Here is a 24,149-nt window from a genome sequence, read left to right as displayed (position 1 = left end):
CGACCCGGCGATGCCGGTGCTGTTGCGACCCGACGATGTGGTGCAGGTGGGCTGGGATCCACGCCGCGCCGTGCTGGTCCGGCCCCCTGACGGTGTGACGCCGGCGGCGTTGGCCTCGCTGTTGCGTGGCATGCAGATTCCCGCCGGCAAGGCCGAACTGCGGCGGCGGGCCGTCTCTCACGGGTTGGCGAAGGACTTCGATCAACTGCTCGACGCGCTGGTGAGCAGCGGTGTGGTCCGGTGCCGTACCCGCACGAGCGCCTCGCGCGCGCTGTCGGTCCGGGTGCACGGCGTCGGCCCGCTATCGGATCTGCTGGTCGACGCGCTTCGGTGTTCCGGGGCGCGGATTGCCCAGACGAGCCATGCCGGTGCCTCGGTATCGGCAGCCGCCGCCGACATGGTCGTGCTGACCGACTACCTGGTGGCCGATCCCCGGCTGGTGCGTGACCTGCACACCGTTGGCGTTCCGCACCTGCCGGTGCGCGTCCGCGACGGTGCCGGGCTGGTCGGCCCGTTGGTGATCCCCGGCGTCACGAGCTGCCTGGCATGCGCCGACTTGCACCGCACCGACCGCGACGGGGCCTGGCCGGCGCTGGCCGCTCAGCTACGAGACGTGATCGGCTCCGCCGACCGTCCGACCGTGCTGGCAACCGCCGCCGTCGCCCTGGGACAGCTCACGCGCATCATCACCGCGGTGCGCGGACAAGAGGCGGCCGGCGCTCCCCCGGCCACGCTGAATACCACCCTGCAGGTCGATGTGAGTAACAACACCATCACGGCTCGGCGCTGGTCACGGCATCCACGCTGTGAATGCTGACATCGATGGTTGCCAGGAGGGCGCCGTCAGGGATGATGGTCTGGTGGCAGACATCAAGCGAGGCCGCGCGGCCCGCAACGTCAAGCTGGCGACCATCCCGGTCGGCTTCGCCGGCAGGGCGGCGCTGGGGCTGGGCAAACGACTGACCGGAAAGTCGAAAGACGAGGTCCAGGCCGAGCTGTTGGAGAAGGCCGCCAATCAGTTGTTCACCGTCCTCGGCGAGCTCAAAGGCGGGGCCATGAAAGTGGGCCAGGCGCTGTCGGTGATGGAAGCCGCCATCCCCCCGGAGTTCGGCGAGCCCTATCGCGAGGCCCTGACCAAGCTGCAGAAAGACGCCCCGCCGCTGCCCGCGGCGAAGGTGCACCGGGTGCTCGACGGTCAGCTCGGCACCAAGTGGCGTGAGCGCTTCCAGTCGTTCGACGACACCCCGGTGGCGTCGGCCAGCATCGGCCAGGTGCACAAGGGAGTGTGGTCCGACGGCCGCGAGGTCGCGGTCAAGATCCAGTACCCCGGCGCCGACGAAGCACTGCGCGCCGACCTGAAGACCATGCAGCGCCTGGTCAGCGTGTTCAAGCAGCTCGCGCCGGGCGCCGACGTGGAGGGCGTGGTCGACGAGCTCATCGAACGCACCGAGATGGAGCTGGACTACCGGCTCGAGGCCGACAACCAACGCGCCTTCGCCAAGGCCTACCAGGACCATCCGCATTTCGTGGTGCCGCACGTCATCGCCAGTTCGCCGAAGGTGATGATCACCGAGTGGATCGACGGCGTGCCGATGGCGCAGATCATCCGTGAGGGCACTCCCGACGAGCGAGACCTGTGTGGCACAAGGCTTATCGAGCTGACCTTCGACGCCCCGGCACGGCTCGGCATGATCCACGGTGACGCGCATCCGGGGAACTTCATGATGCTGCCCGGCGGTCGGATGGGCGTCATCGACTTCGGCGCGGTAGGCCCACTGCCGAACGGACTGCCGATCGAGATCGGGCAGATCATCTCGCTGGCTCGCGACAAGAAGTACGACGAGCTGCTGCCCACGATGGAACGGGTCGGCTTCATTCAGAAGGGCGAGCAGGTCTCGGTGCGCGAGATCGACGACATGCTGCGCCAGTACGTGGAACCGATCGAGGTCGAGGTGTTCCACTACACCCGCCGGTGGCTGCAGAAGATGGCCGCAGCGAACATGAACGTCTCGTCGGAGCAGATCAAGACCGCCCGGGCGATGGACCTGCCGGCCAAGCTGGCGATCCCGCTGCGGGTGATCGCGTCGACGGTGGCGATCTCCTGCCAGCTCGACGCCCACGTGCCCACGCGCGAGCTGGCCGCGAAGTTCGTTCCGGGATTCGTCGAGCCCGAACCGGCGCATTAGTCCGGCTCGGGCCCGACCCCGCTAGGCCGCGATCACGTCCTTGCGCGGACGCCCCCGTGGCCGCTTGCGCGCCACGATGCTGCCGCGTTCGATGATCTCGCCGCCCCAAACTCCCCACGGCTCGCCGCGGTCCAGCGCGGCGGCAAGGCATTGCCGCCGGATCGGACATTCCCCGCAGAGCACCTTCGCGCGCTCCAGATCCATGGGACTCTCGGCGAACCACAAGTCGGGATTCCCGACGTGGCACGGCAACACCGGCAGCTTCTCTTGGCGGACTGTCGATGTCGACATGTCTCGCTCACCTGCTTCCTGGTCGAATGGCTGTTCTCTTTCGAGGGATCCGGGCCAGGAGTCGGGTGGAAACACAAAGGCCACGGATCCTTGTGACTTCGGGTCCGTGGCCAGTTGGCTGTCGTCTGGGAGCTTTCCTAGATGAAGCTCCTGTCCACGGACGCGATCGTCGGGGCGGCGTTGGCGCGACGCTTGGGCTGCGCCGAAATGGCGGCGGCTGCGCCGACGGCATGGGCACCATTAGCCTGATGCGCGGTGGTCGCCGTGACGGCACGGAAGGACCACGCACGATGCGCCATGCCAGCTACGCCAAAGTCCGTAGTGCTGCTGATCATCGTCGGCCCCTCCTCTCGTCATGCCGCCCTGTAGCCATCGATCGGCACAGGATTTCGTTTTTAGAGGCTAAACCCTAACACGATTTCGCCACAAGCGATTTTCTGACCTGCGGTTTTGACCTCGTCGGACCTCTCGGACCCGTGCCGGGAGTGAACGCACGCGGAGGCCTTGTCGCATATCGGCTGACCCGCTCAGAAGCGGCAACGCCGCTCCTGAGAAACTAATTCCTATGGCACAGATAACCCTCAAGGGAAACCCCATCAACACCGTCGGAGAGCTGCCCGCCGTCGGCGACCAGGCTCCCGCCTTCGAGCTGACCGGCACCGATCTCGGCAACGTTGAGAGCGGCCAGTTCAGCGGAAAGGCTGTGGTGCTCAACATCTTTCCGTCCATCGACACCGGAATTTGCGCTGCCAGCGTCCGGCAGTTCAACGAGCGTGTCGGCGCCGGTGGCGTGACCGTCGTGAACGTGTCGAAGGACCTGCCGTTCGCACAGAGCCGGTTCTGCGGCGCCGAAGGCATCGAGAACGTCACATCTGCCTCGGCTTTCCGCAGCAGCTTCGGTGAGGACTACGGCATCACGCTCGTCGACGGACCGATGGCGGGGCTGCTCGGCCGGGCCGTCGTCGTGATCGGCGCCGATGGCAAGGTCGTCTATACCGAGCTCGTTCCCGAGATCGTCCAGGAGCCCGACTACGACGCCGCGCTGGCCGCGGTGAACGCCTGAATCACCCCGACGGTTGGCACCGGCTCCGGCTCTCCGCCGGGGTCGGTGCCACTTTTGTGTTCACTATGAGTCTCGTGACCCGGGCGGATCCCGCATCCATGCTTGAGGCATGGATCAGACACGAAATGACCTCAAACACAGTCCGATTCGCCTTCTGACGCTGATTGGCGCCGTGTTGTTCGCCGCGATCGCCCTGGGCGGCTCCCCCGTCGCCGCGGCATCCGAGCACGCCGGCGGCGAATCGGGAGCGGTGACCGGCGCAGGCTCCGGACCGACACTCGGTGTCGGTGGCCCCTCGAGCTACTCCGGCGGTTCGACCGCCAATCACCCGGGCGGTATGGGTATGGCCACCCTCGGAGTGGGCGGCCCGTCAAGCTACAGCGGCGGCGCCACCGCCAACCACCCTGGTGGCACGGCAACCCAAGGCGTCGGCGACGTCAACAGCTACACGGGCCGGGGCACCTCAGGATTCGCGGACAACGGCACCAACGCCACCACCCGGACCGGCAACTACGGGCCCGGCCGCTGACTTACTGCCGGGCGCGAACCAGCTCGAGCACGTCGGGTCCGAACTGCTCGAGCTTGCGCGCGCCGATGCCGGGAATCGCCACCAGCGCCGCATCGTCGGCCGGCAGCGACTCGGCAATCGCAATCAAGGTATTGTCGGTAAAGACAACGTAGGCAGGCACTTTCAGCTCCTTGGCGGTACGCAACCGCCAGTCCTTGAGCTGGTTCAGCAGCTCGTCGTCGACGTCGACCGAGCAGGTTTCACAGCGGCGCAACATGATTGACGGCGGCGTACTGAGCACGGCGTTGCACACCCGGCACCGCGGGGTGGCGCCCTTCTGCCGGCGGGGCCGGCTCGGCGTCGGCTCGGCCTGGGTCTGCGGTGCGATGCCGTTGAGGAACCGTGACGGACGCCGCCCCTGCCGGCCACCTGGCGTGCGGGCCAGGGCCCAACTGAGCTCCAAATGCATTCGAGCCCGGGTGATTCCGACGTACAGGAGACGACGCTCCTCCTCCACGGCCTCGCTGTCGGGACCGTGGGCCAGCGCGTGCGAGATCGGCAATGTGCCGTCGGCCACGCCGACCAGGAACACCGCGTCCCATTCCAGACCCTTGGCGGCGTGCAGCGACGCCAGCGTCACACCCTGCACCACCGGTGGGTGCCGGGCGTCGGCACGCACCCGCAATTCGGCCACCAGCGCAGGCAGGTCCAGCTGCGGGCGGGCGGCGACCTCGTCGTCGACGAGTTCGGCAAGCGCCGCCAACGCCTCCCAGCGCTCGCGGGCCTTGGCGCCGGCCGGCGGTTCGTCGGTGAGGCCGAGCGGTTCGAGGATGTGTCGCACGATCAGCGGTAGCTCACCCTCGGCGCCGCGGTCGGCGGCGCGCTGAAGTGCCAGCAGCGACTGCCTGATCTCCTGACGGCTGAAGAAGCCCTCGCCGCCACGCACCTGGAACGGAATCCCGGCCTCGGTGAGCGCCTCTTCGTACGCCTCGGATTGGGCGTTGATGCGGTACAGCACCGCGATTTCGGCTGCGGGCGTTCCGGATTCCACGAGCCGCTTGATCGAACGCGCGACCGATGCCGCCTCGGCGACCTCGTCGGGATGTTCGTGGAAGGTCGGCGACGGACCCGGCTCACGCTGACCGATCAGATGCAGCTTGCTGCCGGCCACCCGGCCGCGCGCCGCGGCGATGACCCGGTTGGCCAGCGATACCACCTGCGGCGTGGACCGGTAGTCGCGTTCCAGCCGGACCACCGTCGCGTCCGGGAACTGGCGCGAGAAGTCGAGCAGGTAGCGCGGCGAGGCGCCGGTGAACGAGTAGATGGTCTGGTTGGCGTCGCCGACGACGGTCAGGTCGTCGCGGTTGCCCAGCCACGCGTCGAGCACCCGCTGCTGCAGCGGCGTGACGTCCTGATACTCGTCGACGACGAAACAGCGGTAGCGGTCCCGGAACTCGGCGGCCACCGCCGCGTCGTTTTCGATCGCCCCCGCGGTATGCAACAGCAGGTCATCGAAATCCAGCAGCGCGATCCCGTCGCGGTTGGCTTTCAACTTTTCGTAACCGGCGTAGACGATCGCGACCTTTTCGGCGTCCAGCGGGATGTCGCGCTGGATTTTGGCCACCGCCGCGGCGTACCCCTCGGGGCTGATCAACGAGGCCTTCGCCCATTCGATTTCACCAGCGAGATCGCGGACGTCGTCGGTGCTGACCTGCAGCCGGGCCCGACTCGCCGCCTGCGCGACGACGGAGAACTTGGTGTCCAGCAGCTGCCAGCCGGTGTCGCCGACGACGCGCGGCCAGAAGTACTGCAGCTGACGACGCGCGGCGGCGTGGAATGTCAACGCCTGCACCGACCCGACCGGGGCGCCAATGTCCTGCGCGTCCATGGCCCGCAGCCGAGAGCGCATCTCCCCCGCGGCGCGCGAGGTGAATGTCACCGCCAACACCTGCCCGGCGGCCACATGACCGTTGGCCACCAGGTGCGCGATCCGGTGGGTGATGGTGCGCGTCTTGCCGGTGCCGGCGCCGGCCAGCACACACAACGGCCCCCGGGCGGCCAGCACGGCCTCGCGCTGTTCGTCGTCGAGGCCGGTCAGATGGTCGAAGGTCACCGGCATGGGCTCCATCTTGGCAGGGGGTGGGGACATTGCGCGGTGGCCGTGCCGATAGGTTCGAGCCCATGAGTGGCAACGATCCCCAGCTCACCATGTACTCCACCGTGTGGTGCGGCTACTGCAAGCGCCTCAAGACCGCGCTGAAATCGGCGGGCATCGCGTTCACCGAGGTCGACATTGAGCACGACCCGGCCGCCGCCCAGTTCGTAATGTCGGTCAACAACGGCAACCAGACGGTCCCGACGGTGAAGTTCGCCGACGGCTCGGCGCTGACCAACCCCAGCCTCAAAGACGTTCAGGCCAAACTGGCGTCCTGAGCCGACGCCGAGATCGACGAATTGCGGCGGTTCTCTCGCACTTTCGCGGCCATTTGTCGGTTTGGGCGCATGGGGGCGTCCTGACTAACCTTCGGCCGCCCACGATTCGATGATCTCGCGAGCGATCGAAATCGAACCCGGCAGCAGAAGTTTCGACGGCGAGTCACTGCTCCAGTCGCCGTGTTCGAGCGCCTCGCGGACTTCCGCGCGGGTGAACCACGCCGCCTCGGCGATCTCGCCGTCGTGAAAGACGAACTCCTGCTCGGGATCGCCGATCGCGTGGAATCCCACCATCAGTGATCGTGGGAACGGCCACGGCTGGCTGCCCAGATACTCGACGTCGCGCACCGACAGGCCGATCTCCTCGTTGACCTCGCGCACCACGCAGCTCTCGAACGACTCCCCCGCCTCGACGAACCCGGCGAGCAACGAGAACAGCCGCTGCGGCCACACGGTTTGACGGGCCAGCACCGCCCGGTCGTGGCCATCGTGAATCAACACGATGATCGCCGGGTCGATGCGCGGAAACTCCTCGTGTCCCGTGAGCGGATTGAGCCGCGACCAGCCGGCCTTGACCGCCTTGGTCGGTGAGCCGTCCACCGCGCTGTACCGGGCGTTCTCGTGCCAGTTCAGCAGGGCCAGCGCGGAAGCCAGCAGCTGGGCGCTGACATCGTCGATCTGCTGACCGCCGCGGCGCAGGTCGGACACTTCGCCGTCGCCGTTCTCGGGCGCCTCCAGCGCGGCGCGCACCGCCCACACATGGCGGTCGTCCTCCAGCCGGCCCAAGAACACCGCGTCCGGCGGCGGCTTGTCGGCGAACTCGGCCGCCCGCGTTAGCGACACCCGTCCACCGCTGACCATCACCTGGTTGCGGTGATCCACCCGCAGCAGCGCCGCGTCGGCCCAGCCCGCGATGGCGCCGTCGACGTCGGTGCGCAGATGATCGGCACGGTCGGCGCCCACGCGGGACAGCAGCGGAATGTTCCGCAGTCGGAAAGCCACGTCGTCAGTCTTCTCCGGTGGCCCGGACATACAGCAGCCGGTCGGTCGCTTCCAGGGCGTCGACGTCCGGGGCGTCGACCCGCAGCAGCTTCCCGCCGCGGACCACGCCGAGCACGATGTCGGGCAGGTGCCGCGGTGAGCCACCGACCTCCTTGTGCTCGACCTCACGTTCGGCGATCGCGAAACCGGCGTCCGGTGTCAGCAGGTCTTCGATCATCTCGACGACGCTGGGCGTGGTGGTGGCGATGCCGAGCAACCGGCCTGCCGTCTCCGACGACACGACCACCGAGTCGGCACCGGATTGCCGCAGCAGGTGCTGGTTTTCGGCTTCCCGCACCGCGGCGATGATCTTGGCCTTCGGGGCCAGCTCACGCGCGGTCAGGGTGACGAGCACCGCGGTCGGGTCGCTGTTGGTGGCCACGATGATCGAGTTGGCGTGCTGGGCGCCGGCCAGCCGCAGCACGTCGGACTTGTTGGCGTCGCCACGCACGGTGACCAGGCCGGCCGCGTTGGCCCGGTCCAGGGAGGCTTGGTCGGTGTCGACGACGACGATGTCGGCCGGTGCGACGCCGTCGCCGACCATCGCTGCGACGGCCGTCCTGCCCTTCGTGCCGTAACCGATGACGACGGTGTGGTTGCGCACGCTGTTCCTCCAACGCTGGATCTTGAGAGCCTGCCGCGACGCCGTGGTCAGGGTTTCGACGGTGGTACCGACCAGCACGATCAGGAAGGCCACCCGAAGCGGGGTGATGATCAAGACGTTGACCAGGCGCGCGGTCTCGGTGAATGGCGTGATGTCGCCGTAGCCGGTGGTCGACAGCGACACCGTCGCGTAGTACAGGCAGTCCAGGAAGGTCAGCGGCCCCTCGCGGACGTCGCGGTACCCGTCCCGGTCGAGGTAGACGATGAAGACCGCCAGGAACAACGCCGTCATGGCGTAGAGCAGCCGACGGGCGATGCGGCGGCCCGGGCTGACGAACTTCTCCGGGATGTGCAGATAGTCGACGAGAGCGCTGTCGGGCTTGGCTGCGAGGTTCTCGTCGATCGCCTCGAGCCTGCGCCGCAACCTACCCTTGGCCACGCGACTCCGTCATCGTGCCCAACCCTCTCGCCCCCACATTCTTCGGCCTGAGCGCCACCACTCCAGCATTATGTACCCATGCCGACGACGACTACCGAACTCGAACCCTCACGCAGCCCGAGCCAGCTGCCTGCCTACCGCACCGCGCTGATGCTCATCGGCATCGGTGTCGGGCACTTCCTGGCTCCCAAGCCGTTCGACGACATCGTGCCCGCCGAGCTTCCGGGTGATGCCCGGTTCTACACCTACGCCTCCGGGGTGGCTGAGGTCGGGATCGGCACCATGCTGCTGGTGCCGCGGACCCGTCGCGCCGGAGCGGCGTTCGCGATCGCGTTGTTCCTCGCGGTGTTCCCGGCCAACGTCAACATGGTTCGGCTGTGGAAGGACAAGCCGCTGCCGATGAAACTGGTAGCGCTGGCCCGGTTGCCGTTGCAGGTGCCGATGATCGTTCAGGCGCTGGCGATCAGACGCAACGCTCCGCGTTACTAGCACCGGCCAGCAGCGCCACCAATTCCTCTGGGCCGGCCAGGTTTTCCGGCATCACGGTGACGCCTGCGCGCACATAGTGGAACGCCGCGCGAACGTCTGACTCTGGGCAGCCCTTCAGCGCCGCCCAGGCCAGCCGATAGACCGCGAGTTGGATGGCGGCGTGCCGCTTGGCGTCATCGTCGGCCGGTGGTTCGCCGGTCTTCCAGTCCAGGACGGTCATTCCGCCGTCAGGATCGGCGAACACCGCATCGATCCGGCCACGCACCACGGTGTCGCCGATCGCCATCTCGAACGGAACTTCGACGTCCACCGGTGTGCGCGCGGCCCACCGGGATTTCGTGAACGCATCCTGCAGGACAGCCAGTTCTCGCGTCTCGGTGGCGATACCGTCGACGGCGCCGGGCAGGTCGTCGAGGTCGAACAACCGCTCGGCGCCGTAGAAGCGCTGCACCCACTCGTGGAAGGCGGTGCCCAGGATCGCGTGCGGATCTGGGCGCGACGGCAACCGGCGGGTCAGGCGGCGCAACGCTGCAGGATCGCGGTCGAGTTCAACCAGAGCGCTGACCGACAATTGGCCGGGCAGTTCGGTCGGCGGCGGTGCGGCAATGCGGGACCGTTCGGCCAGCAGCGCGTCGACGTCCGCGGCCCACCCCTCCGGGTCCTCACCGGCGTCCTGGACGGCGCCGTTCGAGGCCGATCGGACCAGCGCAGCTCCGCGTTCGATATCGGCGCGCGCGCGGCCGAGCGGATCGGCGGGCCAGACCGCTTCACGGACGCTGTTGCGCAACGGGTTTGGCTCGCCGTCGGCGGGCGGAGGGGCCCATTGCTCAACCTCACCGCAGGGCTGCCCGGCGGCGTCGGCGTCGTCGATGATGTCCTTGATCTCGCGCAGGAAATCCGACGGCCCGCGGGGCGTGCTTTCGGTGGGACCCCAGTGGTGGCCGGAGAGCAGCAGGGTGTCCTCGGCGCGGGTGATCGCGACGTACAGCAGCCTGCGTTCCTCGTCGAGGCGGCGCTGCTCGAGCTGCTTCTTGTGCGCCATGATGCTGTCGGACAATGCTTTTCGATCGTTGACGAGTGCAGTGTCGAGCACGGGCACCCCGTGCAGGCCGTCGGCGGCCCGGTCGCCGCGCAGCAACGGCGGCAGGTCGGCGGGGTCGGACAACCAGGTCCGCTTGGAAGCGGTGGACGGAAAGACTCTGGCAGACAGGTGCGGGACGGCGACCACCTGCCACTCGAGCCCCTTGGCGGCGTGCACGGTCAGCACCTGCACACGCCCGGTGGCCACGCTGACCTCGGCGGGCGCCAGCCCGTTCTCCACGACCTCGGCCGCGTCGAGGTAGGCCAGCAATCCGTCGACGCTCGCACCGGGCCGGGCGGCGTAGTCGGCGACGACGTCGGCGAACCGGTCGAGGTGTTCGGCCCCGGACCATCCCGCAGCGACCGGTCGGGCAGCCCGCACTTCCGCGTCGACCCCGATGACGCGGCGTACCTCGCCGACGAGCTCAGTCGGAGGGTGACTCAATAGCGTTCGCAATCTTGCCAATTCGCTGGCGAGCTGAGTGATGCGGCGGTGGCCCTCTGCCGAGTACGCCTCGGCAGGACCCGGGTCAGCCAGTGCGTCGGCCAGGCTTGCGGTATCGGCGTCGGGTGCGGCCGAGGCGATGATCTCCTCGGCGGAGGCGGTCGCCGGTCGCGTGCCGTCCAGCGCGACGGCCCGACGCCACAGGGCGGCGAGGTCGGCCGCGCCGAACTGCCAGCGCGGCCCCGTCAACACACGGACCGCAGCCGCACCGGCGGCCGGATCGGCCACCAGGCGCACCATCGCCACCACGTCGGCGACCTCCGGAATCGACAGCAGCCCGGCCAGACCGACAACCTCAACCGGGACACCGCGCGCACTCAGCGCTTCAGCGATCGGTCCGGCGTCGGCGTTGCGGCGCACCAGCACCGCGGCGGTCGGCGGCTCGTCGCCGGCAGCCTCGTATCGCGCGGCGATCTGGTCGGCGACCCATTCCCGCTCGGCGGCCACATCGGTGAGCAGTGCGCAGCCGACGGTGCCCCGTTCGGCGCCGGGGCGGGCCCGCAGCGCGCGCACCGCGACCGAGCGGCGGCGGGCCTCGGCCGAGATCTCGTTGGCGATGTGCAGCGTGGTGGGCGGGTTACGCCAACTGGTGCGTAGCTCCAGAGTGGGCGCCGGGGAGCCGTCGGCTTGCGGGAAGTCGGTGGTGAAGCGCGGCAGGTTGGTGGCCGATGCGCCGCGCCAGCCGTAGATGGACTGGATGGGGTCTCCGACCGCGGTCAGCGCCAGGCCCTCGTCGGCGCCGGCCCCGAACAACGACGACAGCGCGATGCGCTGGGCGTGACCGGTGTCCTGGTACTCGTCGAGCAACACCACGCGGTATCGCTCCCGCAACTGCTCCCCCACCTGCGGGCAAGTCGAGGCCAACCGGGCCGCCGCCGCCATCTGCGAGCCGAAGTCCATGACCTTGTCGGCCCGCATCCGCGCGTGCAGAGCATCGATCAACGGCACCAGCGCGGTGCGTTCGGTTTGGGTGGCCAGCATTTTCAGCAGAAACTGGCTGGGGCCGCGATCGCGTTGGTAGCGTCCGGCCGGCAGGTGATGCACCAGGCGTTCGAGTTCGAGGTGGGTGTCGAGCAGCTGATCGGTGTCGACCAGGTGCTCGGCCAGCTCACCGGACAGCTTCAGCACCATCCGGGTCACTCCGGCCGGGTCCTTCTCGGTGTCCAACGGACCGGGATGGTTGCTGACCACTTCGTAGGCCAGCTGCCACAACTCGGTTTCGCTCAGCAGCCGGGCGTCGGGCTCCACCGGAAGCAGCGGGCCGTACTCGCGCAGCAGCGCACCGGCGAACGCGTGATAGGTGCTCACCGTCGGCGCTCCCTGCGCCGCACCGCCGAGGTGACCGGCCAGGCGGGCCAACCGGGACCGTACGCGGCGCAGCAGTTGCCCGGCCGCCTTACGGGTGAAGGTCAGTCCGAGCACCTGCCCCGGATCGGCGAATCCGTTGGCCACCAACCACACCACGCGTGCGGCCATGGTCTCGGTCTTGCCGGCACCGGCGCCGGCGATGACGACCAGCGGCCCTGGCGGGGCGGCGATGACGGCGGCCTGCTCGTCGGTGGGAGTCGGAAGGCCAAGCGCCTCAGCTAATTCCGTCGGACTGAAGGTCATGACGGCTCCGTTCGAGGTGCGGTGTGCGCCGGGCAGGCGGCGCGCATCGGACAGTGGGCGCAGCCGTCGTTGACCCGGGCAACGAACTGCGGCCCAGCCGTTGCGGCCGCCGCCTGCTGCACGGTCTGCCGCCACTCGCCTGCGCTATCCGGGGTCAGCGCGGACTGCTCACGTTCGGTAGCGCCCGATGCGTTCGGTTTGGCGACGTAGACCAACCGGCCGCCACCGGGACGATCACCGTCGATCAGTGCGCCCTCGGTGATGGCCAACTGGTAGAGCCCTAGCTGAGCGTGGCGCTGCGCCTCGTCCTTGGTGACCGGACTTTTACCGGTCTTGACATCAACGATCACCAGCCGGCCTTCCGCGTCGCGCTCGAGCCGGTCGACCCGCCCGCGCACCCGCACCCCCGGCCGGCCTTCCTCGGGCTCGGCGATCACGCCGTCGACATCGACCTCGGTTCCGATCTCGGTCAGTTCATGACGGCTTGCCGAACGCCACGCCACGAACGCCTCGAGCATGGCCCGGTGCCGGTCGAGTTCGTTGTCCGCATACCAGGGCGATTCGAAAGGGATTGTGCTCCAGAGCTTTTCCAGATCACTGATCAGCTGCTCAGCGTTCGCCGACTCGGCTATCAGCGCGTGCACCACCGAACCGAGCGTGGAACGCAGCTCGCGGCGTGCGGTGCCGCCGTGCCGTTCGGCGAGCCAGCGCAGCGGGCAGTCGGCGAGTGTCTGCAGGGTCGACGGACTGAGGGTGACGGTGTGCTGCGGACCGTTCCACAGCGGCTCCGGCGTGCTCACCGGCGTCATGCCGTACCAGTGCACCGGGTCGGCACCGGGCACGCCGTCGGCAGCCAACCGCGCCAATTGCTTTGCCGCGGTGGCACGTTCACCATCGCTCACCGCCGTAGCCGGTGCGCAGACCACGGCCCGCAGCCGGCCGACGACTGCCGCGGGCGCCAGCAACGGCGGCGCGACCACCGGCTGGACGGACCGATCGGCCTCCGCGCATGCGAACTCCGCCAGCTCGGTGACGAACGGCGATGGCAGCGCGGCATCGTCCCCGGCGTCGCTGTCGACAGCGGTGATCAGCAAACGGCGCCGGGCGCGACCCATTGCGGCAACGAGCAGCCTGCGCTCCTCGGCCAGCAGCGGCGCCCGTGCCGACACGTCATCGCCGAGGCCGTCGAGCACATCGAGCAGCCGCTGGGTGCCCAGCACCCCGCCGCGCGGTGTGGTGTTGGGCCACAAGCCGTCCTGCAGGCCGGCGATCACCACGAGATCCCAGTCGCGGTCCAGCGCTGCGTGCGGGCTCAGCACGGCAACCGTCTCCGAGGCCGGTCCGTCGGCAGTGATGGGTGGAAGCTGCAGGCCCGCAACATGATCCAAAAGTCCCCGCAGCGACGCCCCGGCCGTCCGTGTGACGTAGTCGTCCGCGATGTCGAACAACGCGGTGACGCACCTCAGGTCGCGGTCGGCCAGCGCGCCCTCGGTACCACCGCGCTCGGCCGCGTTCAGCCAGCGCTTCTGCAATCCGCTGCGCTCCCACGCCTGCCAGAGGGTGTAACGCGGGTCGCGATTGCGCGTGTGGCCGCGTGCCGCCGCCGTCAGCACCGCACGCACCCGCTTCACCGGGCGGGCCAGCGTCGCCGGCAGGTCGACCGGGCCGGTGGTGAGCGCCGCGACGATCTGCTCGCCGACATCACCGGAACCCCCGCGGCGGAGCGCCCGGCGCAGCTGACGCAAGGTCACCGGGTCCACCCGACCGATCGGCCCGGTCAGCAGCGACACCGCCCGCTCGCTGTCGAGGCCGTCGGCGGTGGCGGCCAGCACGCTCAGGAGTGCTTGTGCCGCAGGCTGTTCGGCGACAGGTCCGGCGAGGTGAGCCGAGTCGACCGGAACACCGGCACCGGCCAGCGCGCGGGGTAGGGCCGCGGCGGCCGAGGGCGACCGCACGATGACGGCCAGCTGCGACCACGGCACACCGTCGAGGAGGTGCGCACGGCGCAACGTGTCGGCGATCAGCGCAGCCTCGGCATGCGCCGAACCCGCGACCCGCACGGCGACCGACCCGTCCTCGCCGCCACTTCCGTCCAAGGGCACGCCAGGCGGTCTTGCCCGGCAATCCGGCGGCGATCCCGCTGATCGCGTGCGCGACCGCGGGCGCGCACCGGTGGGAGCGGTTCAGTTCGACCACCGATGTTTCGGCGGCGGTCAGCACCGCCGGATCGGCTCCGCGAAAGCCGAACACCGCTTGGTTCGGATCGCCGGCCAGCAGGGTCAGTTCGGCGCCGGCGGCCAAGACCCGGACCAGCCGCGCGGCCTGGGGATCGAGGTGCTGGGCATCGTCGACGAGTAGCAGGCGGATTCGGGATCGCTCGGCCGCCAGCAGTTCGGCGTCAGCAGCCAGCGCCTCCAGCGCCGCGCCGACCAGTTCGGCAGCGCCCAGCGCCGGCACGGTGGCCTGCGGCGCGGCGGTCCCGACAGCTGCGCGCAGCAACATCACCTGTTCGTACTGCTGGGCGAACCGGCCCGCCGCCACCCACTCGGGCCGCCCGGACAACCGGCCGATCCGCTGCAGCTGCAACGGGTCCACCCCGCGCTCGGCGCAGCGGGCCAGCAGGTCCCGCAATTCGGTGGCGAAGCCACCGGTGGTCAGTGCGGGACGAAGCAGCTGAGGCCAGCGCGAGGCCGACGCGTCTCCGTCCTCGATGTCGCCGGCCAACAGCTCGCGGATGATGCCGTCCTGCTCGGCGCCGGTGACCAGACGCGGCGGCGGGTCACCCGCGCGGGCGGCAGCCTGCCGCAGCACCGCGAAGGCGTAACTGTGCACCGAACGAACCAGCGGTTCGCGCACCACCGCACGGCACGGTTCCGCGGAACGCGCTGCCAGCAGTTCGGCGGTGAGCTTGCTGCGGGTGGACGCGGCCAGCCTGCCCGAACCCGTCAGCAGCAGAACCGATTCCGGGTCGGTACCGGCGATGATATGCGCCGCGGCTGCCGCCACCAGCAGGCTGGTCTTACCGGTGCCCGGACCGCCGACGATTCGAACCGTGCCGCGCAGCTCCGGGCGGAGCACATCGGCAGGTTCGGTCACCGGAGCCAGCAGTGCGGTGGTCATGCCGGTATGTCACCACGCACCACCGACAAGTTCAGACTGCGCCGTTCCCCGGTCGCTGCGTTCCCACCCGAACTGGCAGCATGAGACGCGTGACCCACGACCTTCACGTCCACCGCTTCGGCCCGGCAGGACCGGTCCGGATTCTGGCCATCCACGGATTGACCGGCCACGGCCGTCGCTGGCGGGTCCTCTCCGAGCACCACCTTCCCGAATTCGCGATGGCCGCACCCGATCTGATCGGGCACGGCAGATCGTCGTGGTCGGCGCCGTGGACGATAGATGCCAACGTCGCCGCGCTGGCGACGCTGGTGGAGAACGACGCCGAGGGGCCCGTGCTGGTGGTGGGCCATTCGTTCGGCGGCGCGATCGCGCTGCATCTCGCGGCGGCGTGCCCGGATCTGGTGTCCGGGTTGGTGCTGCTGGACCCCGCGATCGGACTGGACGGGCAGTGGATGCGCGAGATCGCCGACTCGATGCTGGCCTCCCCCGACTACCCGGATCGCGACGAGGCGCGCACCGAGAAGTTCAGCGGCTCATGGGCCGACGTGGACCCGACCGAGCTCGACGAGGATCTCGACGAGCATCTCATCGCACTTCCCAACGGCCGCGTCGGATGGCGGATCTGTGTGCCCGCGATGATGTCGTACTGGAGTGAACTGGCCCGCGATATCGTGCTGCCGCACATAGGAACTCCGACGACGCTGGTGCGCGCGCAGTGGACCGACCCGCCGTATGTCAGCCGGGAATTGACCGACGGCCTGTCCGATCGGCTCGGCGACGACTTCACCTTGGTCGACCTCGACTGCCAGCACATGGTGCCGCACGCCAAACCGGAGGAGACCGCAACGGTCATCCGGGATCTGCTGAAGCGTTAGCGATGGCCCCGATCACCGATGAGCAGGTCGAGCGGGTGCGCGAATTGGTGGCCGCCATCCCGGCGGGCCGGGTCGCCACCTACGGTGACATCGCCTCGGCAGCAGAGCTTTCCAGCCCGCGCATCGTCGGCTGGATCATGCGCACCGACTCCTCGGACCTACCGTGGCACCGGGTGATCACCGCGTCGGGCCGCCCTGCCGCCCATCTGGTGACCCGTCAACTCGAGTTGCTGCGCGCCGAAGGCGTGCTGGCCGACGACGGCCGGGTGAATCTGGCGCAAGCGCGCCACGAGTTCTAGAGAACCAACCTGATCAGTGCGGCGGTGCGGGCCAAACCGGGGAACGCAGCCGCCGTCGAACGCGGATGCAGAGCATGCACAGCGAGGCGAAAGATCAATGCCCGCAACAACATCTGCGGCCATTCCGGCAGCGCATCCCACCGCTCGATGAGACCGTCGTCGGCCTCGCCCCACGCCAGGGCGTCGACGACGACCACTCCGGCCGCCCAGGAGGCCGGCCGCCAGTACGGCGTGATGTCGGTGATACCCGGCGCGGCCGTCCCGGCGAACAACACCGTGCCGTACAGGTCGCCGTGCACCAGCTGGTTGGGACTCTTGGTGGGCTTGCGCAAGCCGGCCAACTGATTGATCAGTTCCACCGACCGTTCACCGTCAGCCGAGCCGGGCGCCACCAGCGCGCCCGGCGGCAGCGAGTGCAGCGGGCGTTCCTCCCACGCCGCACGGTCGGCGGCGATGAACACGTCGACGTCGCTCCACGGTGCGACCGGCGCCTGGGTCAAAAACCGCGGCCGTTCGAGCTTGGCCGTCGCTTCGTGCAACCGCACACCGGCCGAAACCACCTCGTCGTGGCGCGGCTCAGGGCTACCGGCGACGAATGTATCTGCCCGCCAACCCGAGACCACATAGCGCCCGTCGGTGGACCGTACCGGCCGCGCCAGACGGACCCCGTCGACGAACAACGTCTCGCGAGCCTTCGCCGACCAGGCGGCCCTGGCATGGTCGGCGATCACCGACAACACCACCTCGCCGCACTTGAAGCCGCCTTCCCAGCCCGTGCCGAGCGGCTCGGGGTCGTGGGCCTTGAGACCGAACGCCGCCAGCACATGCTCAGGCGGGCGCTCGTCATTAACCCCGTCAGCCACCCCGACAGCCTAAATTGTCGCGGAGCAAAGTAGCCGTCAGTAGACCACCATGTCGGGATCGATTTGCTTTGCCCAGGCCACAATGCCGCCCTGCAGATGCAGCGCATCGGCGAAACCGGCCTTCTTGACGACAGCCAGTGCTTCCGCGGAGCGGACACCGGTTTTGCAGTACAGCACCGGCGTGCGGTCGTGCGGCAGCTTCGCCAGGCCCTCACCGGACTCGATCACCGACTTCGGGATCAGCTCGGCGCCGGTGATGTGGTTGATCTCCCACTCGACCGGCTCCCGGACGTCGATCAACGCCAGGTTCTTGCCGGCATCGAGCAGCTCACGCAGTTCACGCGGCGTAACGGTGGACTCCTGCGCGGCTACGGCGGCGGCGTCGGACACCACCCCGCAGAACGACTCGTAGTCGATGAGCTCGGTGATCTTCGGCGTCTCGGGATCCTTGCGGATCTTGATGGTGCGGTAGGTCATCTCCAGCGCGTCGTACACCATGAGCCGGCCCAGCAGCGTCTCGCCGATTCCGGTGATCAGCTTGATCGCCTCGGTGCCCATGATCGACGCGATCGACGCGCACAGGATTCCCAGCACGCCGCCCTCGGCGCAGGACGGCACCATGCCCGGGGGCGGCGGCTCCGGGTAGAGGTCGCGATAGTTCAGGCCCAAGCCGTCGGGAGCGTCCTCCCAGAACACTGAGGCCTGGCCCTCGAAGCGGTAGATCGAACCCCACACATAGGGCTTGTGCGCCAGCACCGCGGCGTCGTTGACCAGATATCGCGTGGCGAAGTTGTCGGTGCCGTCGAGGATCAGGTCGTACTGCTCGAAAAGCTGCACCGCGTTGTCGGGTTCCAGCCGCTGCTCATGCAGGCGGACCGTCACCAGCGGATTGACCTCGAGGACCGAGTCGCGGGCGCTTTCGGCCTTCGAACGACCAATATCGGACTGGCCGTGGATGATCTGGCGTTGCAGATTCGACTCGTCGACCACGTCGAACTCGACGATGCCGATCGTGCCGACACCAGCGGCCGCCAAGTACAGCAGCGTGGGTGAGCCGAGGCCGCCCGCGCCGATCACCAGCACCTTGGCGTTCTTCAAGCGTTTCTGACCGTCGACGCCGAGATCCGGGATGATCAAGTGGCGGCTGTAGCGCGCGACCTCGTCGCGGGTGAGTTCGGCGGCTGGCTCGACCAGCGGCGGCAACGACGGCACCGGCACTCCTCGGATCGCTCAGTAGGCGGCTGCCTGAAAGACGTTCACATCCATCTCAGCAGCTGGCCAGGACAACGGCAAACACCGGCGAAAGCTTCCCGATGACTAGGCGCAGGCCGAATTGCCTGACTCCTCCTCGGGGCTCGTACCTCGCCCCGCATCGGTCGTCAGGCGATCGGATACGGCCAGGGGTTGAACCGGCAGGTCTTGCTGTCGGCCTTGACGTACTCCGGGTCGAACCGCGACGCGTCATTGTCATTGGTGGAGAACGTCTGCTGCATCATCACCGGCGCCAAGCCACCGTTGTCGGCACACGGTTCGTGGTGCTGGTATCCGATCGCGTGGCCGACCTCGTGGTTGACCAGGTATTGCCGATAGGAACCGATGTCGCCCTGGAACGGCACCGCACCCCGTACCCAGCGTGACTCGTTGATGAAGACCCGGGGTTGCGCGTCGGGCCCGTAGGCCGGGTTGTAACAGGACGACTCGAGCGGGATCTCGTACCCGCAGCCTTCGCGCACCGTCATCGGCGAGGTCAGGGATACCCGGAAGTCGGGCTTGACGTTCTCGGCATCGACCCGCTGAAAGGCGAACTGCGGATTGTGAATCCAACTCTTGGGGTTGGCGAGTGTCTCGGTGACCATCCGGGCGAATCCCTCGTCACCGCCGAACGACGTGGTGTCGACGCCGTCCTCGACTTCCACGGTGTAGGTGAACGTCTTGGCGGTGCCCTCACCGACCTTCGGTGTCGTGCCCGGCACGATGTGCCAGGTCTTGGCGCCGGCCTCGGAGAACGCCCCGCCCTCGGGCAGGATCCCGGTCGGCAGGTTGGCGTCGAACTCGGTCAGCCCGCGTGGCGGCGCGCCGATGATGGCGGTGCCGCTGGACCCGATGGTCGGGGGGCCTTGTACTGCGCGCTGGGCGGTGGGTTCGACGGCGGGGGCGGCGGTCCCGGTCATCGTTTGGTACAGCACCACCCCGGTGAGCACCACCAGAACCGGCAGCGCATACGCACGCCAGCCGTAGGTGGAGATGAACCGGCCCAGCCAGCTCTGCTTACGCCATTGACGACGCTGATCCCGGTTGGATCTGGGGCGGCCCGACTCCCCAGCCAGGGGATCGCGCAAGGCACGCAGCGGCTCGCGCCACTCGTCGCGCAGCACCGGCACACGACCGCCGCCGCGGTGCCCCGGGTCGTAGGTCACCGCCCCAGGATGGCACAACAGCCGAACACCGGACTTCCGGCGCGCCCGTGCCGCCGAACGCTGCTACGGGCGAGTAACCCCGCCCGGGTAGTAATGTCGATCCGACGGGGCTGGGAGCGCGGGGGCATTGCGCCCGGCCACAACACCAGATTGAGGACTCGATGAGCGAACTCGCCGACACGGCCGAGCGGAAGTCCGCTCGAACGGCCAATGGCGACCGTCCCGCCGCCACCACCCCGCGGCGCGGGAGCCGCCTGCCGCGTGATGAGCGTCGTGGTCAACTGCTGATCGCAGCCAGTGAGGTCTTCGTCGACCGCGGCTATCACGCCGCCGGGATGGACGAGATCGCCGATCGGGCCGGTGTCAGCAAACCGGTTCTCTATCAACACTTTTCGAGCAAACTTGAGCTGTATCTCGCCGTCCTGAACCGGCATATCGAGAACCTCGTGTCCGGGGTTCGGCAGGCCCTGCGCACCACCACCGACAACCGTCAGCGGCTGCGTGCCGCGGTGCAGGCGTTCTTCGATTTCATCGAGCACGACGGCCAGGGTTACCGGTTGATCTTCGAGAACGACTACGTCACCGAGCCGCAGGTCGCCTCGCAGGTGAAGGTGGCCACCGAATCCTGCACGGACGCGGTGTTCGACCTGATCAGCCGCGATTCCGGGCTCGATCCACATCGCGCCCGCATGATCGCGGTCGGCTTGGTGGCCATCAGCGTCGACTGTGCGCGGTACTGGCTGGACGCCGACCGCCCGGTCTCCAAGGAGGTCGCGGTCGACGGGACGGTGCAGTTCGCCTGGGGCGGACTGTCACACGTCCCGCTGACGCGCTCCTAGCGGTTACGCGCCGGCAGGTCCGCCGGCAGCGATCCCGAATCCGACCCGGCGCACGTCCGCGACACCGATCTCGACATAGGTGATCTTGCTGGTCTGCACCAGGAAGCGGCGTCCCTTGTCGTCGGACAGGCTCAGCACATCCGGGCCCTCCCCGGAGAACGCCGAGGTCACCAACTCTTCGACCTCAGCGGGCGTCTGGGAGCTGCTGAACACGAGCTCACGCGGACTGTCCGTGACACCGATCTTGACCTCCACGCTGGCCCCTTCTCTCTCGTCTGCGTCGCATGCGCGTCTACTCCCAGAAGGCTAGTGGACGCCTCGAAACAAACGATGCGCGCAGTCGCGGCCAGTCGTTCGCGGTTAGCGAATAGGGCGTCAAGCTGCGATAACAGCATGGCAACAGACCGCGCGGCGCGCCGTGCCGAGCCGTGGGCGTCCATAACCTTGCCTTGTGAGCGACAACAAGCGCCGACAGCGGTTGGTCCAGTGGCCCCGCGTGGCGCTGACCACCGCCGGCGTCGTGGCCGCTGCCGCGGCGACGACGTTCGTGGTGCGGACCGGCGACGCGGCCAGCATCACCGCCGACTCCGGCGCCACCCCGACCCGCACCGTGGTGGCCGTTCCCGGTCCCCGGACGTCGACGCCACCCCCCGCGCCGGTCACCGTCACGGTTCCCGGCCTGCCGGTGGAGACACCGGTGATGGTCACACCGCCCAGCGCGGCCGCCGCCCCGATGGCACAGGTTCAGGTCGATTCCGGCGAGATCGTCTACACCGTCGCCGGGAATCAGCGCCCCGACGACCCGGTGACGATCACCTACGCCGACGAGGTGGGCGCGCTGCGCACGGTCGAAAACGTCTCGCTGCCGTGGCGGTTGACCGTCGTCCCGACCGTGCCGGTGAACTACGTGACGGCCAGCAGCAACGGAAGCCAGCTGAACTGCTGGATCACCGACGCGCGCGGCGCGACCGTGGCCGCCTCGACCGACAACACGATCTCGGCCACCTGCAACCGCTAGTCAAGCGAGTCCGAGCTCGCCCATCCGCTCGGCGTGCGTGCGCTGCAGCCGGTCGAAGAAATCGGCGACCTGCCCGAGGCCACCCGGACCGGCCAGCACCAGGTCTACGAGTTCGTCGCGCTCGGCCAGCACGTACTGGGCTTGGGTGATCGCCTCGCCGAGCAGCCGGCGCGACCACAGCGCCAATCGGCTGCGTTGCCGTCCACTGCTGGTCACGGCCTTGCGGACCTCGGCAACCACGAACTGCGAGTGACCGGTCTCGGACAACACTCCCCGCACCACGGCCGCAACCTCGTCGGGCAGCACGTCGGCGATCTCGAGGTAGAAATCAGCCGCCAGCGCATCGCCGACGTAGGTCTTGACCAACGCCTCCAGCCACGTGCTCGGCGTCGTCAGCCGGTGGTAGTTCTCCAGCGCCGACGCGTAGCGGGTCATCGCCGGGACGACGTCGACACCGCGGGCCTCCAGGGCCTCGCGCAGCAGCTCGTAATGCGCCATTTCGGCAGCGGCCATGCTGGCCATGTTGATCCGGCCCCGCAGGTCCGGAGCCATCCGCGCCTCTTCGGTCAGCCGATAGAAGGCCGCGACCTCGCCGTAGGCGAGCAACGCGAACAACTCGTTGACGCCGGGATGGTCGGCGGTGATCCGCGCCGGTGAGTCCGCGGCGGGCTGAGGGGCGGTCATGGCCGCCACTGTAGTCCCGGCGGGAGCGCCGATCAGTCCCGGAGAGCGCAACCAGCTATGATGGGGGCTGACGAACGCCGTGAGGCGTGGTCAAGGAAATGTGCGTGCACGCAGTGGGCCCGCCTCCCTCAGTGCAGGGCCCGGCGATTCGGAGCATCGAAACGATGGCGCCGACTCCATTCCGAAGTCAGAACTCGTGCGCGCGTGACAACGCATTCGAGGACCGACTACGGAAGGCACAACGCCACCACATGACACCTTTGACAACCCATCCCCAGCTCACGTTCGCCCAGCTCGGAGTGCGTGACGAGATCGTCCGGGCACTGGCCGAAGACGGCAAGGAATTCGCCTTCGCGATCCAGGAGCAGACCCTGCCGATGGCGCTGGCGGGCGATGACCTCATCGGCCAGGCCCGCACCGGCATGGGCAAGACCCTGGCCTTTGGCGTGCCGATGCTGCAGCGCATCACCACCGACACCGAGCGCGAACTCAGCGGTATCCCGCGCGGGCTGGTCGTGGTGCCGACCCGCGAGCTCTGCCTGCAGGTGTACGAAGACCTCGCGAGCGCCGCTCGGTATTTAAAGGTGGACGCTGCGGGCCAAGGCGATCGCAAGCTGTCCGTCACCTCCATCTACGGCGGGCGCCCCTACGAGGCCCAGATCGCGGCCCTGCAGAAGGGCGTCGACGTCGTGATCGGGACGCCCGGTCGGCTGCTCGACCTCGCTCAGCAGGGACACCTGCAACTCGGCGGGCTGAGCATGCTGGTGCTCGACGAGGCCGACGAGATGCTCGACCTTGGGTTCCTGCCCGATATCGAGCGCATCCTCAAGCAGATCCCCGAGAAGCGCCAGGCGATGCTGTTCTCGGCGACCATGCCGGACCCGATCATCACCCTGGCCCGCACGTTCATGAACCAGCCGACCCACATCCGGGCCGAAGGCGTTCAGGGGTCAGCGACCCACGACAGTACCGAGCAGTTCGTCTACCGCGCGCACGCGCTGGACAAGGTCGAGATGGTCAGCCGCATCCTGCAGGCCGAGGGCCGCGGCGCGACGATGATCTTCACCCGCACCAAGCGCACCGCGCAGAAGGTCGCCGACGAACTCGCCGAGCGCGGCTTCAAAGTCGGCGCGGTACACGGCGACCTCGGCCAGATCGCCCGCGAGAAGGCGCTCAAGTCGTTCCGCACCGGTGACATCGACGTGCTGGTGGCCACCGACGTGGCGGCCCGCGGCATCGACATCGACGACATCACCCACGTGATCAATTACCAGATCCCCGAGGACGAGCAGGCCTACGTGCACCGCATCGGGCGCACCGGGCGGGCCGGCAAGACCGGCATCGCGATCACCCTGGTCGACTGGGACGAGCTGGAGCGCTGGTCGATGATCGACAAGGCGCTCAAGCTCGACTGCCCCGACCCGGCCGAGACCTACTCCAATTCCCCGCACCTGTACTCCGAACTGGGCATCCCCGCCGATGCCGGCGGCGCGATCGGTGCCGCACGCAAGTCGCAGGGCGCCAAGGCGCCGAGCAACAAGGCGCAAGACGGAACGCGGATCAGCTCCACCGACTCGAATCGGGAGCGGCCCTCCCGCAATCGTTCTCGTCGTCGCACCCGCGCCGGCGAGGGCGCGAGCGGGCACGTCGAGACGGCGACGGACGCACCCGCCGACGGCGGCGGCGCCAAATCGGCCGAGGGTGGCGACGACAGCCCGGCCCGCAAGCGGCGGCGCCGGCGGCGTCCGCGCAACGCCGCCGAGGCCCCCGCAACAGCAGGCTGAC

The 24,149-nt window shown here is 68.7% G+C and carries 22 protein-coding genes and 1 pseudogene; 11 read left to right on the top strand and 12 right to left on the bottom strand.

Translation table 11 applies throughout. The features are described from left to right. Positions 1-10 precede the first annotated feature (10 nt). Positions 11-817, top strand: a complete 807-nt coding sequence (locus tag AB431_RS08375; protein WP_047333215.1) for a TOMM precursor leader peptide-binding protein — start codon at positions 11-13, stop codon at positions 815-817. 1 nt (position 818) lies between these two features. Next, on the top strand, positions 819-2,186 hold the full coding sequence (locus AB431_RS08370) for an AarF/ABC1/UbiB kinase family protein (protein ID WP_047333214.1): 1,368 nt from the start codon (positions 819-821) through the stop codon (positions 2,184-2,186). A gap of 21 nt (positions 2,187-2,207) precedes the next feature. Here the strand turns inward: AB431_RS08370 and AB431_RS08365 are convergent, their stop codons facing one another. Beyond that, a complete protein-coding gene (locus tag AB431_RS08365) occupies positions 2,208-2,477 on the bottom strand; it encodes a WhiB family transcriptional regulator (RefSeq protein ID WP_047329542.1) in 270 nt (89 codons plus the stop codon). A 137-nt stretch (positions 2,478-2,614) separates the two neighbouring features. Further along, positions 2,615-2,776, bottom strand: a complete 162-nt coding sequence (locus tag AB431_RS30775) for a hypothetical protein (RefSeq protein WP_158423526.1) — start codon at positions 2,774-2,776, stop codon at positions 2,615-2,617. A 266-nt stretch (positions 2,777-3,042) separates the two neighbouring features. On the opposite strand from AB431_RS30775, the gene tpx reads away from it, so the two are divergent. Both tpx and AB431_RS08355 read left to right on the top strand, forming a co-directional pair. Beyond that, positions 3,043-3,540, top strand: a complete 498-nt coding sequence (tpx, locus tag AB431_RS08360) for a thiol peroxidase (protein WP_047329541.1) — start codon at positions 3,043-3,045, stop codon at positions 3,538-3,540. A 109-nt stretch (positions 3,541-3,649) separates the two neighbouring features. Beyond that, entirely contained in the window at positions 3,650-4,069 is a 420-nt protein-coding gene (locus AB431_RS08355) for a hypothetical protein (protein ID WP_047329540.1), read from the top strand. Position 4,070: 1 nt separating this feature from the next. Here AB431_RS08355 and AB431_RS08350 read toward each other — a convergent pair whose 3' ends face one another. After that, positions 4,071-6,167: an ATP-dependent DNA helicase UvrD2 gene (locus AB431_RS08350; protein ID WP_162489409.1), complete on the bottom strand. Its 2,097-nt coding sequence runs from the start codon at positions 6,165-6,167 to the stop codon at positions 4,071-4,073. Positions 6,168-6,229: 62 nt separating this feature from the next. Here AB431_RS08350 and AB431_RS08345 point away from each other — a divergent pair, with 62 nt between their 5' ends. Further along, entirely contained in the window at positions 6,230-6,481 is a 252-nt protein-coding gene (locus AB431_RS08345) for a mycoredoxin (RefSeq protein WP_047329538.1), read from the top strand. A gap of 84 nt (positions 6,482-6,565) precedes the next feature. Here AB431_RS08345 and nudC read toward each other — a convergent pair whose 3' ends face one another. Beyond that, a complete protein-coding gene (gene nudC / locus AB431_RS08340; RefSeq protein WP_047329537.1) occupies positions 6,566-7,513 on the bottom strand; it encodes an NAD(+) diphosphatase in 948 nt (315 codons plus the stop codon). Then, entirely contained in the window at positions 7,488-8,564 is a 1,077-nt protein-coding gene (locus AB431_RS08335) for a TrkA family potassium uptake protein (protein WP_047329536.1), read from the bottom strand. The genes nudC and AB431_RS08335 overlap by 26 nt, the downstream gene beginning before the upstream one ends. A gap of 78 nt (positions 8,565-8,642) precedes the next feature. Here AB431_RS08335 and AB431_RS08330 point away from each other — a divergent pair, with 78 nt between their 5' ends. After that, positions 8,643-9,053 (top strand): MauE/DoxX family redox-associated membrane protein, encoded by a 411-nt coding sequence (locus tag AB431_RS08330; RefSeq protein WP_047329535.1) that lies wholly within the window; start codon positions 8,643-8,645, stop codon positions 9,051-9,053. Here AB431_RS08330 and AB431_RS08325 read toward each other — a convergent pair. Continuing rightward, positions 9,028-12,249, bottom strand: coding sequence for an ATP-dependent DNA helicase (locus AB431_RS08325; RefSeq protein ID WP_047333213.1), 3,222 nt, complete (start codon positions 12,247-12,249; stop codon positions 9,028-9,030). The two genes, AB431_RS08330 and AB431_RS08325, sit on opposite strands and share 26 nt — an antisense overlap. After that, positions 12,246-15,369: pseudogene (locus AB431_RS08320) on the bottom strand (PD-(D/E)XK nuclease family protein). Before AB431_RS08320 ends, AB431_RS08325 begins: the two are co-directional and overlap by 4 nt. An 89-nt stretch (positions 15,370-15,458) precedes the next feature. On the opposite strand from AB431_RS08320, the gene AB431_RS08315 reads away from it, so the two are divergent. Further along, positions 15,459-16,244 carry an alpha/beta fold hydrolase gene (locus AB431_RS08315; protein ID WP_047329534.1) on the top strand — a complete coding sequence of 262 codons (786 nt, stop codon included), beginning with the start codon at positions 15,459-15,461 and terminating at the stop codon, positions 16,242-16,244. 2 nt (positions 16,245-16,246) lie between these two features. Then, positions 16,247-16,543: an MGMT family protein gene (locus AB431_RS08310; RefSeq protein ID WP_047329533.1), complete on the top strand. Its 297-nt coding sequence runs from the start codon at positions 16,247-16,249 to the stop codon at positions 16,541-16,543. Here the strand turns inward: AB431_RS08310 and AB431_RS08305 are convergent. The 3 genes from AB431_RS08305 to AB431_RS08295 form a co-directional block, all read right to left on the bottom strand. After that, positions 16,540-17,406, bottom strand: a complete 867-nt coding sequence (locus AB431_RS08305; RefSeq protein ID WP_082135598.1) for a TIGR02569 family protein — start codon at positions 17,404-17,406, stop codon at positions 16,540-16,542. The two genes, AB431_RS08310 and AB431_RS08305, sit on opposite strands and share 4 nt — an antisense overlap. Before the next feature lie 36 nt (positions 17,407-17,442). After that, positions 17,443-18,618 (bottom strand): adenylyltransferase/sulfurtransferase MoeZ, encoded by a 1,176-nt coding sequence (gene moeZ / locus AB431_RS08300; protein WP_047333212.1) that lies wholly within the window; start codon positions 18,616-18,618, stop codon positions 17,443-17,445. A 167-nt stretch (positions 18,619-18,785) separates the two neighbouring features. Further along, complete coding sequence (locus tag AB431_RS08295) at positions 18,786-19,823, bottom strand: DUF3152 domain-containing protein (protein WP_047329531.1); 1,038 nt, start codon at positions 19,821-19,823, stop codon at positions 18,786-18,788. 161 nt (positions 19,824-19,984) lie between these two features. Between AB431_RS08295 and AB431_RS08290 the strand changes: the two genes are divergently transcribed. Next, positions 19,985-20,662: a TetR/AcrR family transcriptional regulator gene (locus AB431_RS08290; RefSeq protein WP_047329530.1), complete on the top strand. Its 678-nt coding sequence runs from the start codon at positions 19,985-19,987 to the stop codon at positions 20,660-20,662. Positions 20,663-20,665: 3 nt separating this feature from the next. Here AB431_RS08290 and AB431_RS08285 read toward each other — a convergent pair whose 3' ends face one another. Further along, a complete protein-coding gene (locus AB431_RS08285) occupies positions 20,666-20,917 on the bottom strand; it encodes a DUF3107 domain-containing protein (RefSeq protein ID WP_047329529.1) in 252 nt (83 codons plus the stop codon). A 196-nt stretch (positions 20,918-21,113) separates the two neighbouring features. Here AB431_RS08285 and AB431_RS08280 point away from each other — a divergent pair, with 196 nt between their 5' ends. Further along, on the top strand, positions 21,114-21,680 hold the full coding sequence (locus AB431_RS08280) for an MmpS family transport accessory protein (RefSeq protein ID WP_047329528.1): 567 nt from the start codon (positions 21,114-21,116) through the stop codon (positions 21,678-21,680). Here the strand turns inward: AB431_RS08280 and AB431_RS08275 are convergent, their stop codons facing one another. Continuing rightward, on the bottom strand, positions 21,681-22,364 hold the full coding sequence (locus AB431_RS08275) for a ferritin-like fold-containing protein (protein ID WP_047329527.1): 684 nt from the start codon (positions 22,362-22,364) through the stop codon (positions 21,681-21,683). Between the two features lie 251 nt (positions 22,365-22,615). Between AB431_RS08275 and AB431_RS08270 the strand changes: the two genes are divergently transcribed. Continuing rightward, positions 22,616-24,148: a DEAD/DEAH box helicase gene (locus tag AB431_RS08270; RefSeq protein WP_047329526.1), complete on the top strand. Its 1,533-nt coding sequence runs from the start codon at positions 22,616-22,618 to the stop codon at positions 24,146-24,148. Position 24,149 lies beyond the last annotated feature (1 nt).

Origin of the sequence: Mycobacterium sp. EPa45 (genome assembly GCF_001021385.1) — a bacterium.
Taxonomy (GTDB): domain Bacteria; phylum Actinomycetota; class Actinomycetes; order Mycobacteriales; family Mycobacteriaceae; genus Mycobacterium.
The sequence above is the reverse complement of the archived record's forward strand: the minus strand, read 5'-3'. Positions and strand labels throughout refer to the sequence as shown.